At 40.2% G+C, this 14,314-nt stretch carries 10 protein-coding genes and 3 pseudogenes; 5 read left to right on the plus strand and 8 right to left on the minus strand.

All coding sequences use genetic code 11. The annotated features are described in order from the left end of the window. Positions 1 to 225 precede the first annotated feature (225 nt). The gene (locus HT701_RS01880; RefSeq protein WP_050975915.1) at positions 226 to 1,212 is read left to right on the plus strand and encodes a rhodanese-related sulfurtransferase; all 987 of its coding nucleotides are present in this window, start codon (positions 226 to 228) and stop codon (positions 1,210 to 1,212) included. Between the two features lie 121 nt (positions 1,213 to 1,333). Further along, on the plus strand, positions 1,334 to 2,194 hold the full coding sequence (locus HT701_RS01885) for a DUF4299 family protein (RefSeq protein ID WP_138705638.1): 861 nt from the start codon (positions 1,334 to 1,336) through the stop codon (positions 2,192 to 2,194). Positions 2,195 to 2,384: 190 nt separating this feature from the next. Here HT701_RS01885 and HT701_RS01890 read toward each other — a convergent pair whose 3' ends face one another. The 7 genes and pseudogenes from HT701_RS01890 to HT701_RS11810 all read right to left on the minus strand — a co-directional run. Then, complete coding sequence (locus HT701_RS01890) at positions 2,385 to 3,449, minus strand: DUF6574 domain-containing protein (protein ID WP_138705639.1); 1,065 nt, start codon at positions 3,447 to 3,449, stop codon at positions 2,385 to 2,387. 62 nt (positions 3,450 to 3,511) lie between these two features. Next, on the minus strand, positions 3,512 to 4,423 hold the full coding sequence (locus tag HT701_RS01895; RefSeq protein ID WP_050261209.1) for a DUF4097 domain-containing protein: 912 nt from the start codon (positions 4,421 to 4,423) through the stop codon (positions 3,512 to 3,514). Then, a complete protein-coding gene (locus tag HT701_RS01900; protein ID WP_172931159.1) occupies positions 4,416 to 5,009 on the minus strand; it encodes a DUF1700 domain-containing protein in 594 nt (197 codons plus the stop codon). The genes HT701_RS01895 and HT701_RS01900 overlap by 8 nt, the downstream gene beginning before the upstream one ends. Beyond that, the gene (locus tag HT701_RS01905; RefSeq protein WP_000273864.1) at positions 4,996 to 5,322 is read right to left on the minus strand and encodes a PadR family transcriptional regulator; all 327 of its coding nucleotides are present in this window, start codon (positions 5,320 to 5,322) and stop codon (positions 4,996 to 4,998) included. Before HT701_RS01905 ends, HT701_RS01900 begins: the two co-directional genes overlap by 14 nt. Before the next feature lie 203 nt (positions 5,323 to 5,525). Continuing rightward, positions 5,526 to 6,410 (minus strand): N-acetylmuramoyl-L-alanine amidase family protein, encoded by an 885-nt coding sequence (locus HT701_RS01910; protein WP_119920066.1) that lies wholly within the window; start codon positions 6,408 to 6,410, stop codon positions 5,526 to 5,528. 44 nt (positions 6,411 to 6,454) lie between these two features. Further along, a pseudogene (locus HT701_RS11340) lies at positions 6,455 to 6,853 on the minus strand (N-acetylmuramoyl-L-alanine amidase family protein); the annotation flags it as partial. Between the two features lie 534 nt (positions 6,854 to 7,387). Then, positions 7,388 to 9,259, minus strand: a pseudogene (locus HT701_RS11810) (SEC10/PgrA surface exclusion domain-containing protein); the annotation flags it as partial. A 175-nt stretch (positions 9,260 to 9,434) separates the two neighbouring features. Between HT701_RS11810 and HT701_RS01920 the strand changes: the two are divergent. Next, positions 9,435 to 9,776: a helix-turn-helix transcriptional regulator gene (locus tag HT701_RS01920; protein WP_050261213.1), complete on the plus strand. Its 342-nt coding sequence runs from the start codon at positions 9,435 to 9,437 to the stop codon at positions 9,774 to 9,776. Positions 9,777 to 9,886: 110 nt separating this feature from the next. Here HT701_RS01920 and HT701_RS01925 read toward each other — a convergent pair whose 3' ends face one another. Next, positions 9,887 to 11,053, minus strand: a complete 1,167-nt coding sequence (locus HT701_RS01925) for an MFS transporter (RefSeq protein WP_119920068.1) — start codon at positions 11,051 to 11,053, stop codon at positions 9,887 to 9,889. 57 nt (positions 11,054 to 11,110) lie between these two features. On the opposite strand from HT701_RS01925, the pseudogene HT701_RS01930 reads away from it, so the two are divergent. After that, positions 11,111 to 12,255: pseudogene (locus HT701_RS01930) on the plus strand (glycosyltransferase family 2 protein). Between the two features lie 53 nt (positions 12,256 to 12,308). Beyond that, complete coding sequence (locus HT701_RS01935) at positions 12,309 to 14,159, plus strand: nucleoside-diphosphate sugar epimerase/dehydratase (protein ID WP_050261215.1); 1,851 nt, start codon at positions 12,309 to 12,311, stop codon at positions 14,157 to 14,159. The last annotated feature ends 155 nt before the right edge of the window (positions 14,160 to 14,314 follow it).

The following is a 14,314-nucleotide window of genomic DNA, read 5'->3' on the forward strand; positions in this document are numbered from 1 at the left end:
TTTGAGGTTGTGGATAGAACTGACAGAGTCAGTATCATATACCTACGGCAAGGTGAAGCTGACGTAGTTTGAAGAGATTTTCGAAGAGTATAACCATTCAGGAAATTTCGATAACCCTCTACAATTTCCAGTCAAATAAATTGCATTCGTTTTCTCAAGCAGGTATACTAGTATGGATAAATAAAAAATTTAGAAAATTTAAGAATAGAAAAGAGAACAAATCTTATGGCAAAAGATATTCGTGTCTTACTTTACTACCTTTATACTTCAATTGAAAATGCAGAGCAATTTGCTGCAGATCACTTGGCTTTCTGTAAATCAATCGGCCTTAAAGGCCGTATCCTAGTCGCTGACGAGGGAATTAACGGAACAGTTTCAGGTGACTATGAAACAACTCAAAAATACATGGACTACGTTCACAGTCTCCCAGGCATGGAAGACCTTTGGTTCAAGATTGACGAAGAAAATGAACAAGCCTTCAAGAAGATGTTTGTTCGCTACAAGAAAGAAATTGTCCACCTTGGTTTGGAAGACAACGACTTTGACAATGACATCAACCCACTTGAAACAACAGGTGCTTACTTGTCTCCAAAAGAGTTCAAAGAAGCCCTTCTTGATAAAGATACCGTTGTCCTTGACACACGTAACGATTATGAGTACGACCTAGGACACTTCCGTGGGGCTATCCGTCCAGACATCCGCAACTTCCGTGAGTTGCCACAATGGGTCCGTGATAACAAGGAAAAATTCATGGACAAGCGCGTCGTGGTTTACTGTACAGGTGGGGTTCGCTGTGAGAAATTCTCAGGCTGGATGGTCCGTGAAGGCTACAAAGATGTCGGCCAATTGCACGGAGGAATCGCAACTTACGGTAAAGACCCAGAAGTTCAAGGTGAGCTTTGGGATGGGAAAATGTACGTCTTTGACGAGCGTATTGCCGTTGATGTCAACCATGTCAACCCAACTATCGTAGGGAAAGACTGGTTTGATGGAACGCCATGTGAACGTTATGTCAACTGTGGAAATCCCTTCTGTAACCGTCGTATCTTGACATCAGAAGAAAATGAAGACAAGTACCTTCGTGGATGCTCACACGAGTGCCGTGTTCACCCACGTAACCGCTATGTTTCAAAAAATGAATTGACACAAGCTGAAGTAATCGAGCGCCTAGCCGCTATCGGTGAAAGCTTGGATCAAGCAGCTACTGTATAAGATCAAACAGTCCTCAGGGGCTGTTTTTCTATGCTTTGTACTCAAAAATCTAAAGTTTGTTTCTGTATCTTTCAGGAAAATAAGGTATACTGTATGTAAACGATTTCAAAGGAGTCCAGTTATGGAGAAAACAATTTTTATTCCAAATAAACAGAGCATTTTAGGAGAACAGGAAATTTTGACTGCCAAGTCCATCTTGGCATTGGTAGATGGTTTGGAGTCACATAGCTATGATGCTGTCTATCTCCGTCAGCCTCTTAACCGTCTCGAGTATATCGAGTGTGCGATAGTGGGGCAATCACAATTTCTCTTTAAGGTCAGTTATGCTGATGGTCGAAAGGCTTACCGTGTCGATCTTCCTGAGCTACTAACGAAGATAGACTGGGAGATCATCAAGTCATTTTTAGATGCTTTGCTTGCTTACACAGGAACTGAGATTGAAGGACTAGATGGTTTTGATTTTGAAGCTTATTTCCAAGCAAGTATTCAAGCCCATCTTGCAGACACTGCAGCCCGTTTTACGATTTGCCAAGGAATTTTTAATCCTGTTTTCTTTAGTCATGAGGATTTGAAAAGCTTTTTAGGGGAAGATGGTTTGGCACAGTTTGAAGCGCGTGTGCGTGCGGTTCAAGAGACAGATGCCTACTTTGCAAGAGTTTCCTTCTATCAGGATGGAGAGGGACAAGTGCATGGCGTTTACCATCTAGCTCAAGGAGTCAAGACAGTTTTACCGAGAGAACCATTTGTTCCTGCAGCCTATATGGAGCAATTGGTGGATAAGGAAGTCCAGTGGGAGATTGACTTGGTTCAAATCACAGGAGACGGCTCTAAACCAGAAGACTATGAGGCTATCGCTCGCTTGGACTATGCAAAATTCCTAGAGTCGCTACCATCAGCATTTTACCACCAACTAGACGCCAATCAATTAGAAGTGCAACCCATTCTAGGACAAGATTTTAAAACATTAGCACAAGAAGAGTAAAGCAGAAGCAGGTCAATCGACTTGCTTTTTTACATATAAAAAATCCTGCCATAGAAGACAGGATTGCTACTCAATGAAAATCAAAGAGCCGACTAGGAAGCTAGCCGCAGNNACTGACAAAGTCAGGAACATATATCTACGGTAAGGCGAAGCTGACGTGGTTTGAAGAGATTTTCGAAGAGTATGAAGTTTAAAGAAGGGCCAAGATACGAAGATAATCTCCAATCAGTGCGACTTCAGCTACAAAGAAGAGGAGGATAATGACTCCGTTCACAAGGACAGATAAGAATAACTGATAGAAGGAGTCGGTTTCACTTGCTTGACTTGGTCTTGTAATGATATGGAGGCTAGCAAGCAGAATGATTCCAATGCTAATCACACACAAAAGGGCTGAAAATCGTAGGCTATCAAAGAAGGCAAAGAAACTAGCAATAGCAGTGAGGAAGATTGGAATTGCCAAGAGTTGACTATATTGTTGGAGAACCTTTTCCAGCGTCCAGTCCTTTTCTTGGTAGATAAATCGTCTCACGACGAAACTACCCAAGAGGAATGAAAAGAAGAAGAGCGTTGTCGCTACTAGGATAGAGACGATAGAAAAAAGAGTTAAAGGAGCTAGCTGCTCAGGGAAGCGACTGTTAATGCTTGCTATATGTCCATAGTAGGCTTGTTTGATGTGATAGATACTAAAGAAAAAGGAAGATGCAGAAAACAGAATGAGCAAGAGAAAGGCTGTGTAGCTGTGTGTGCTACTTGTTTCAAGCTTGCTTGTAGGAGATTTGAGAGCCTCCACTAGCCAAGACCAAAAATCAAGTACTTGCTCTTTCCATCTATCCGTAGATTTTGGAGCTTGGTCGGGAATATAAGGACTTTCTAAGGATTTACTGAGAAGAAGGGGCTCTTTCGTAGTTGTTTTTTGCTGAGGAAGAGCTTCTTGGCTTTCTTCAGCTATAGTGACTTTTTCTGTTTCTTTAGGAAGGTCTGGCTCTTCTTCAGTAGAATTAGATGCCTTCTTTTCTTCTATTTCTGTTCTCGCTTCACTGTCTTCAGGCGTTTCAATTGTCTCTTCTTGCTGGCTTTCCAGTTCGACTGCAGCTTGAGAGACTTCCTCCTCTACTTGAGTATTTTTTTCAATTGGTGTATCGAGATCGGCTATCATTTCTTCAGCCTTGTCTGCAACCTCTTGGGGCTGTTCATCAGGCTTGTTCTTGCTTGTTGTTTTTACAAAATCATTACTTTCAAACCATTCTTGTTTCATGGTAGAACCTCCTTTTTAGTTAGATAAATATGCTTCTATAGTAGCAGATGTAAGCGTTTTTGTCAACGCCTGCTTGGTGTGGATATTAGCTCAATATCATCATCAGATCTCGCAATGAGTTGATCCTTGACATCGGTTTTTTCAGTTTTGTAAGGGTTGCTTAATTCCGTACCTCTTGATTCAGGCTCTTCTCTTGTGAATTGGAAGATAGAACCATAGTTGCTTGAGATGTCCCAGTTAATTCGTTGGCTTTCTTTCTGGTCTAGGATGATTCGGAGATAATCTTTGGCAGTCAGTTCAACCTTACCATGGACTTGGATATTTTCAGCGTGGAAGTGATGTTCTGTTGACTCTAGCTGACTATCTGTAAGATCTGTATCAAAGATATTAACGATATTGGGCGTTGTGAGTTTACTGTTTTTGATACGACTTCCTTCAATTCGGAGGATATAGCCGTTTGTATTGAGGGTCGCATTTTCAAGGCTAGCATTTATGATGGTGGTTTGTCCGCGATTGGCTGAGATGTTGATCCCTTTTAGAGTTCTCCCTTTCGGTAGTCCGATGATGACATCATTAAAACGATTAGATGAACTACTTACAATATGGAGAATCCCATCAATTCCAGAAGAGATAAATGGACTTTCAGACAGTTTCTTATCAGTGAGACTCAGAGTTCTATCGTTCTGATTGGTGATAAGATCATGGTGAGCAGAAAGTGATGGATGGTAAGAAATGTGGATTTGATCATCGAAAGAGTCTGTGATGGTCAGCGCGTGTTGGTGGAGAGTGATCTCTAAGTTTTCGACTTCCTTGCCAAAGGTTAGCTCTTCCGTACGGCTATCATAGACAGGTTCTTTGGACATGGAAAGTAGGCTCTTAATCCCGTCAGATTGGATCCCTACAAAGAGCAGGATAAAGCCGACAACGGTAGTCACCACACCAAAAATGAGAAATCCTTTTGTCAATTTACGCATGCTGGTCACCTCTCTTTCCTTTTTTGAGAACAAATTGCACCAGGCGAACAATGAGTAGACCGAAGAAGCGGGCTACATAGGAAATACCTAGTAAGACTAGTGAAGAAGCACCGATAGCCAGTAAACCAGAACCGAAAATCAAGATAAAGGCTGATTTGGCTTGGGCTAAGACAGTGAAACTTTCAACTAAAAATAGGAATCCGCCGATGATACCCAGTATGGAAACTGCAAAGAAAGCCAGAATAACAGTCAAAGCGGCTACAAGGATTGCGAACAGGGTCACGAGGATGGCGATTCCCAGAGGAATACCGATGGGTGCTGCAAGGAGGGCTAACAAGGCGATATGCAAAATTTGTCGGTTATTCTTTTGAGCGGGTGCCTCATTGATTTTTTTATCGAGAAGATTGGAGAGAACCTCGTGGGCCGCTTCTTTGGGAGTTCCCAAGCTAGCGATGAGTTCTTCTTCTCCTTCGACTCCAGCATCGTTAAAGAGTTCCCTGAAATAGTCCATGGCTTCGATACGGTCAGCTTCAGGTAGTTTCTTGAGATAGAGTTCTAGCTGAGTCAGGTATTCAGTTCTTGTCATGGCGGATACTCCCTTCTATGATGCCATTGATGGTGTCTGTATAGAGTGTCCATTCATCTTTTAGGGTCAAGAGCTGTTCTATACCACCGTTTGTCAAGGAGTAGTATTTGCGCATGCGACCTTGGAACTCTCTAGAATAGGTTGTCAGAAAGCTATTGCCTTCCAATTTTTTGAGAATGGGATAGAGTGTGGATTCTTTGATATTAGCGATCAGCTTAATGGTTTGGCTAATCTCATAACCATAAGAATCACCCTGCTCCAGTACAGCCAAGATGAGAAATTCAATCAAGGCAGAGGATGTTGGAAAGTACATGGGAAACCTCCTTTTCTAATGTGTAAGATTTTTATATATAATTTTTCTACACATACATTGTACATCTAAAAGAAAGCCCTGTCAAGAGAAATGTGTAAAATTTTTATATATAAAAATGATAGAAGCTAGTTTTGTGAATCCAAAAAATCTTCCTACAAACGCAAGAAGATTTTTTTATTTCTTAGTCTATTTAGTAAATCGGTCTATTCTACCCACTCACCATTGTAATTGACACTGTAACCATCAGGGGTCGTTGTATTGATTGCGAGTGCACCAGAGCTATAAGCATAGTACCATTTACCAGATACTTTCATCCAGCCTGTTTTCATAGCGCCTGAGTCTTGAAGATAGTACCAGCTACCATTATCTTTGAGCCAACCAGTCTTCATAGCCCCTGAACCATCGAGATAGTACCAATTACCGTCTTTTACCCAACCTGTTTGCATCCAACCAGAGTTATCAAAACGATACCAAACACCATTGATTTTTTCCCAGCCATTAGATGTGTAAGAACCATCAGAGTGCTTGAACCACCAGCGAGAACCAGCTTGAACCCAACGGTCTGTTTTTGTTGGTGTTGGAGTTGTAGGGGAAGATGCTGGAGTAGTTGTGTTCCCAGAAGTTTGATTAGTTGATAGGACTTCTAGTTTAGTTAGGTAAATGTAGAAAGCAAGACCTTTACCGACATTTTCTCTCACATCTACTGCCGCTTTGTATCGAACCCCTTTTGACTCAAAGTTCATACTATAGATTCCAAAATTTGTTGCCTTAAATGTAACTTGTTTTCCATCAACGTACACTTGTCCTTCTGGACGTTTTTCAAAAAAGTTTGGGAATTGATTTTTAAAATTGCTACTATAATTTTCATCAACCAATTCTATACTAATAGCTTGTTTAGATAAATCATCAACTGCTCTTTGAATTTTTGCTTCTCTTTTCTCTACAAGAGTCACATCTGTCGCAATAATACTATCTGACTGAGTGTTTGTTTGAGGTGCTGGACCACTTGAGGCATTGACACTTGAAATTGTAGCTCCTGTTGCTAGGAGTGATAAAACTGCTGTAGTCGTTAAAACGATTTTTTTCATAATGATTATTTTCCTTTTTTTATTTATTTTTTAATAATTTTATTCTATACCCACTCACCATTGTCATTGACACGGTAGCCGTCAGGGGTCGTTGTATTGATTGCTAGGGCACCAGAGCTATAGGCGTAGTACCATTTACCAGAAACTGTAAACCAGCCTGTTTTCATAGCACCTGACTGGTCAAGATAATACCATGAGCCATTTTCTTTAACCCAGCCTGTAGCCAGTGAACCTGACTTGTTCAAATAGTACCATGTACCGTTGTCTTTTACCCAACCTGTAGCCATTGAGCCTGACTTGTTCAAGTAATACCATGTGCCACCAGTCTTGACCCAGCCAGTTCGCATCCAACCTGCGTGGTCAAAGTAATACCAAGTACCCTTGATTTGTTCCCAACCGTTGGTTGTATATGAACCGTCAGCATGTTTGTACCACCAGCGACCAGCTGACTGAATCCAGTTACCAGCTTGTGAAGGTTTTTCATCTTCTACTTTCTTGAGTTCTGTATCTGTTTTCTTATCCGCTTGTTTCCCTGCAAGATATTCCAGATACCAACCTGATAAATTGTAGTAGTCCTTTCTTTCAGCCTTGACCAACTTATCAAACTCTTCTTGGATTTCAGCTAGTTTAGCTTGTTCAGCTTGCAATTTAGCTGTAACTGCATCCAATTTATCTTGTGCCAATTTTGCAGTAGATTTTGCTTGTGCTAATTTTGTTTCTAAATCAGCTACTTTTGCTTGCGCATCTGCAAGATTTTTATTTGCGTTTAGATAAGCACTCAATTCTGTAGCAATTGCTTTAGCATCTGACACCAATTTGTCTTTGTCTTCATGGAGTTTTGCTTGTTTAGCTTGAAGAGCAGTCAACTTGTTTTTTTCTGCTTGCAATTTTGCTTGCGCATTTGTAAGAGCAGTTTCAGCATCTTTTTGAGCAGTTTTGGCTGTAGCTAGTTCAGCTTTAGCTGTTTCAAGAGCAGTTTCTTTTTCTGCTTGGCTTCTTGAGAAGTTTTCAACAGCTGTTTCAGCAGTTGTTTTACGTTCTTGTGCATTTTTCAAAGCAAGGTTTGCCAATTGCAAGTTCTTTTCAGCAACTTCTGTTTGAAGTGGACTAGCTGTTTTGCTTGCCAATTCTTTTTCAGCGTCTGTTTTAGCTTCAAGTGCAGAAGCATATTTGCGTGAAGCTTCTGCTAATTCTGCTTTAGCATTTGCAAGAGCAGTTTGAGCTTGGCTGTTTTGTTTTTGTGCTTCAGCTAGTTTAGCTTCAAGTTGGGCAAGGTCTTGGTTGAGGTTGATTTTGTGTTTACCATCGCTACCAAATGAGTTGACAAACCAACGTTTACCATTGATGTTAGCGACTGTCATAGCAACACCACCACCGTTTAGGTTGTTATTCAAATGTCCCCAATTAGCATGTTTATCAAGGAATGAATAATTTTTGAAAGCACGCAATGCAGCGTTTTTCAAATCTTGCATTGTTGAAATATCGTCACTAGCATAAATTGAAGCTAAGTTTTCAACACCATTGTTTTCACGAATATGACCAGCTACAGCAGGGTCAGTTCCACGAGCTTCATAGGCTTTTGCCATTTTTTTGTTATGTTCAAGTGTATCTTGAGCAGCATAAGCTCTATATGTTGTAGGATATCCCATATTTTCTTGCAAGACATTTACTAATTTAGCATAGAAATCACTAACTTCAGCAATTTCAGCATCTGTTAAATTGTCAATATCTACTTTACGGTTGGCATCGTTTTTGTTGAAATCAACTGTAAGAGCTTTATACATTTTAGCAGCTGTAAGCATCATTAGACGATTAGCTTTACCATCTTCTTTCCAACTGTTATTTGCATAATAGCTAAGTGCATCTTTAAATGTGATATCGTTCGTATCAAGACCATAGTAAGCTTTTTCTTCATCTGTCAAATGGTGAACAGTGTCTTCCATTTTGATGACTGCTTCACCAGAGCGAGCTTTTTCCACATCCAAGGCAGTTTGAGCTTCTTTTTCTTTAGAGGCTGTAGCATCTGCTTTTTCTTGGATAGAATCCACTTTATTTTGGTTGGCGTCCATCATTTCTTTAGCTAGTTTCAAGGCGTCATTTTTGACATTCACATTGTTTGTAGCTTGTTTGATAGCATCTGCGCGGTTGCTATCTGCTTTCTTAGCAGTTTCGACAGCTGTTGTTGCGCTTGAGATATTTGCATTTGCTTGTTCAATATCTTTTTCAGCTTGGGCAAGAGAGGCTTTAGCTTCACCAAGTCCTGAACCATTTAGCGCGTCTTCAGCTGATTTTACATTAGCTTCTTTAGCGGTTACTGTTTTATCAGCTTCAGCTTTCTTACTTGTTGTGCTTGCAACGTTAGCTGTTTCACTTGCTACAGTTTCAGTTTGTGCTTTAATGGCTTCAGTAGACGCTTCAGTTGCTGTTTGATTGGCTTCTTGAGCTTTTACATTGGCGTCTTGTTTAGCTTTTGTAGCTGTGATATTTTCTTCTGTAGCATTGGCTTTAACAGCTTCAGCTGATTTCAAGTCCTCTTTAGCGCTTGTCAAAGCAGTTTCGGTAGTTGTGACAACTTGGTTAGCAGAAGTAGCTTCAGCTTTTGCTGTTTCACTTTCAGCTTCAACTTGCTTAACATTAGAAGCTTGAGCATCAAGAGCAGGTTTGACATCAGAAGATTTCTTCACTTCTGGTTTTGCATCAGCTACAGGTTTTGAAACAAGAGCTGGTTCATTGACAGCAGTTGCATCAACTGCTGTTGTAGTAGTTGCTTCTTGAGCAAATGCAGGCACACCAACAGATGCAAGCGCAATAGCTGTTGAAGTTGTGAGTTTTTTCAGTTTCTTCATCATTTTCTCCTTTGATGGCTGATAGAAAATATAATTGATTATGAGCTAATCATTTTCTTATACACTTCTATTTTATCATTTTTATATTATACAGGCAACATATTTGCGTTTTTTAGTCTATAAACGGGTTATTTTATAGTTAGCTTCCTTGTATTATGGTATTGAAACGAGGTAAGTTATGACATCCATTCATTTACAAAAGTATATAGGTCAACGAATACGACTCATACGAAAAGAAAGAAAATTAAGCCAACAAAATCTCAGCGAAAAAGCTGGTGTCGGTATTGATTATATTTCTAATCTTGAAACCAAGGGGTCAAATATTAAAATTGATACTTTGGAAAAAATCATTACAGCTCTTGATATCCCACCATCTGAACTATTTGAGAGCCGTATTACTTCTCAAAATCCGCAACTAGAATTATTAGCGGATCAATTAGTCCAACTTCCACAAACAACACAGGAACAACTTTTAGAAGCTTTTCAAATACTTATAAAAACAGTAAAAAATAACCGCTAAGTTTTCTTAGCGGTTTATTAGACTTCCTATGAAACAATCCATAGAACACGCAACACAAGTTTTCCAGAGGGTCTCTTCTTACTGGTTAACTCGCACTTGAAATGTGGCGTTTAGAGGATCTTATCCGCTCTGTCCACTGTAAAGAGGGCTACAGTCATCAGAATATCGACGAGTAAGAGGGCAGCTACAGCTGGTACCCAAGAGTGGAACAGGTCAAAACTGTAACCAAAGAGGGTTGGCCCAAAGGCTGCTAGGATATAGCCTCCTGTTTGAGATAGGCCGGACAATTGGGCTGTCTTTTCAGGGGCGCTTGTCTTGAGTGAAAAGTTGACCATGAGATAAGGGAAGAGGGCGCTGGTTGCGGTTCCGATGAGGAGATGGATGGCAAGCCAGTAAATGAAATTATTGATTGGGAAAAAGAGCATGGAAATGCCGACCACACCAGCTAGTGAAACCAGAGTGAGCATGAGCTGACGGTTGCGAGTAGATAAACTAGTTGTCAAGCTTGGGATGGTCATTGAAAAAGGAATGCTAATCAGAGAGAAGATAGAAGTCAGCAAGCCAGCTTGGTGACTGGATAGGCCTGCATGGATAGCCATGGTAGGTAACCAAGTCATAGCAGTGTAAAAAATCAAGGATTGAAAACCTGCAAAGATAATAATTGCCCAGACCTGTTTATTACGCATAACCTTTATTTGACTTTTTTGTTTGGTTTGTGGAGCTAGTCTATGATTATAGCGGTGATTTGGGAGCCAGACCAAAAAAGTTGCTAGACAGAGCAGGGTGAGGAGGATGATAAGTCCTTTCCAAGAACTGGCTTGTGTAATAGGCACGGCTAGATAGGAAGCCAGAGCCGTCGCAATCCCCATAGAGGTTACATATAAGGTGGTCAGAAAACCAATCTTCTTTGGTTGATTGGCTTGGATAAGACTAGGAAGCAGGACATTGATGACTGCGACACTTGCCCCAACCATCAAGGTTCCTAGATAGAGCAGGGGCAGATTGATTAGTCGAATAAGTGAGCCGATGGTCAAGAAGAAGAGGCTGTAGGTGAAGAGATGCTCCAAGCCGATTTTCTGAGCCAGTCGGGTAGAAAATGGTGAAAAGAGGGTAAACATAAGGAGAGGCAGGCTGGTCAAGACACCAAGCGAACTAACTTCTACCCCCAGCCCTTGCGAAATATCTCCCAAAATAATGGGTAAAACAGTAAAAGGAGCCCGCAAAGAAACACCAATCAGGATAATACCTGGAACAAAAAAGAGTGATTGCTTTTTCATAAAATACCTCTTCTAGCTGATTTTAATAACAGCTTATTTTAAGGCTTTTTCACTATAATGTCAAGTAAGGTTTCTGGCTTTCAAGATAAAAATGGGAAAGTCTTGAAAATTATGATAGAATGGTGGAAGGAAAAATTCAGGAGAGTAGTAGTGACTCAAAATGTTGAAAGTCTTCTCGTATCCATTGTAATCAGTGCATACAATGAAGAAAAATATCTGTCTGGTCTAATTGAAGACTTAAAAAATCAAACCTATCCTAAAGAGAATATTGAAATTCTATTTATAAATGCTATGTCCACAGATGGGACCACAGCTATCATTCAGCAATTGATAAAGGAAGATACAGAGTTTAACTCAATTAGATTGTATAACAATCCTAAGAAAAATCAAGCTAGTGGTTTTAACCTGGGAGTTAAACATTCTGTAGGGGACCTTATTTTAAAAATTGATGCTCATTCAAAAGTTACTGAGACTTTTGTAATGAACAATGTGGCTATTATTCAACAAGGTGAATTTGTCTGTGGGGGGCCTAGACCGACGATTGTCGAAGGAAAAGGAAAATGGGGAGAGACCTTGCATCTTGTTGAGGAAAATATGTTTGGCAGTAGCATTGCCAATTATCGAAATAGTTCTGAGGATAGATATATTTCTTCTATTTTTCATGGGATGTATAAACGAGAGGTTTTCCAGAAGGTTGGTTTAGTAAATGAGCAACTTGGCCGAACTGAAGATAATGATATTCATTATAGAATTCGAGAACATGGTTATAAAATCCGCTATAGCCCAAGTATTCTATCTTATCAGTATATTCGACCAACATTCAAGAAAATGCTGCATCAAAAGTATTCAAATGGTTTGTGGATTGGCTTGACAAGCCATGTTCAGTTTAAGTGTTTATCATTATTTCACTATGTTCCTTGTTTATTTGTTTTGAGTCTTGTGTTTAGTCTAGCATTGTTACCGATCACATTCGTATTCATAACTTTACTATTAGGCGCCTATTTTTTACTTTTATCACTACTCACTTTGCTGACTTTATTAAAACATAAAAATGGATTTCTAATTGTGATGCCCTTTCTTTTATTTTCCATTCACTTTGCTTATGGCCTTGGAACGATTGTAGGTTTAATTAGAGGATTTAAATGGAAGAAAGAGTACAAGGGAACAGTAATTTATTTGGAAAAATAAGCCAAATAAATTAAAATGTGCTACAATAACAATATAGTAAAACTCTTTTAAGGAGGAGTAGATTGACATGAATAAAAAACTAACAGATTATGTGATTGATCTGGTGGAAATTTTAAATAAACAACAAAAGCAGGTTTTCTGGGGAATATTTGATATTTTCAGTATGGTGGTTTCGATCATTGTATCTTATATTTTATTTTATGGGCTGATTAATCCAGCACCTGTTGACTACATTATCTATACGAGTTTGGCCTTTCTGTTCTATCAATTGATGATTGGTTTTTGGGGGTTGAATGCTAGTATTAGTCGTTACAGCAAGATTACGGATTTCATGAAAATCTTTTTTGGTGTGACTGCCAGCAGTGTTTTGTCTTATGGAATCTGCTATGCCTTCTTGCCACTCTTCTCCATCCGTTTCATCATTCTCTTTATCTTGTTGAGTACCTTCTTGATTTTATTGCCACGGATTACTTGGCAGTTACTCTACTCCAGACGCAAAAAAGGTAGTGGTGATGGAGAACACCGTCGGACCTTCTTGATTGGTGCCGGTGATGGTGGGGCCCTCTTTATGGATAGTTACCAACATCCAACCAGTGAATTAGAACTGGTCGGTATCTTGGATAAGGATGCTAAGAAAAAGGGTCAAAAACTTGGTGGTATCCCTGTTTTGGGCTCTTATGACAATCTGCCTGAATTAGCCAAACGCCATCAAATCGAGCGTGTCATCGTTGTGATTCCGTCGCTTGATTCGTCAGAGTATGAGCGTATCTTGCAGATGTGTAATAAGCTGGGTGTCAAATGTTACAAGATGCCTAAGGTTGAAACGGTTGTTCAAGGACTTCACCCAGCAGGTGGAGGCTTCCAGAAGATTGATATCACAGACCTTTTGGGTCGTCAGGAAATTCGTCTTGACGAATCGCGTCTGGGTGCAGAACTGACAGGTAAGACCATCTTAGTCACAGGAGCTGGAGGTTCAATCGGTTCTGAAATCTGTCGTCAAGTTAGTCGCTTCAATCCTGAACGCATTATCTTGCTCGGTCATGGGGAAAACTCAATCTACCTTGTTTATCATGAATTGATTCGTAAGTTCCAAGGGATTGATTATGTACCTGTGATTGCGGACATTCAAGACTACGACCGTCTCTTGCAAGTCTTTGAGCAGTACAAACCTGCTATTGTTTATCATGCGGCAGCCCACAAGCATGTTCCTATGATGGAGCGCAATCCAAAAGAAGCCTTCAAAAACAATATCCGTGGAACTTACAACGTTGCTAAGGCTGTTGATGAAGCTAAAGTGTCTAAGATGGTTATGATTTCGACAGATAAGGCAGTTAATCCACCAAATGTTATGGGAGCAACCAAGCGCGTGGCGGAGTTGATTGTCACTGGCTTTAACCAACGTAGCCAATCGACCTACTGTGCAGTTCGTTTTGGGAATGTACTTGGTAGCCGTGGTAGTGTCATTCCAGTCTTTGAACGTCAAATTGCCGAAGGTGGGCCTGTAACGGTCACAGACTTCCGCATGACCCGTTACTTTATGACCATTCCAGAAGCTAGCCGTCTGGTTATCCATGCTGGTGCTTATGCCAAAGATGGGGAAGTCTTTATCCTTGATATGGGCAAACCAGTCAAGATTTATGACTTGGCCAAGAAGATGGTGCTTCTAAGTGGCCACACTGAAAGTGAAATTCCAATCGTTGAAGTTGGAATCCGCCCAGGTGAAAAACTCTACGAAGAACTCTTGGTATCAACCGAACTCGTTGACAATCAAGTTATGGATAAGATTTTCGTTGGTAAGGTTAATGTCATGCCTTTAGAATCCATCAATCAAAAGATTGGAGAGTTCCGCACTCTCAGTGGAGATGAGTTGAAGCAAGCTATTATCGCCTTTGCTAATCAAACAACCCACATTGAATAAAAAAGAAAAACGCATATTATCAAGTTAACAACCTTGGTAATATGCGTTTTATTATGTAGAGACTTATACTCTTCGAAAATCTCTTCAAACCACGTCAACGTCGCCTTGCCGTATATGGTTACTGACTTCGTCAGTTCTATCTGCCACCTCAAAAC

The sequence above is a fragment of the Streptococcus sp. 10824 genome, from assembly GCF_013276595.1.
GTDB classification, from domain to species: Bacteria; Bacillota; Bacilli; order Lactobacillales; family Streptococcaceae; genus Streptococcus; species Streptococcus pseudopneumoniae.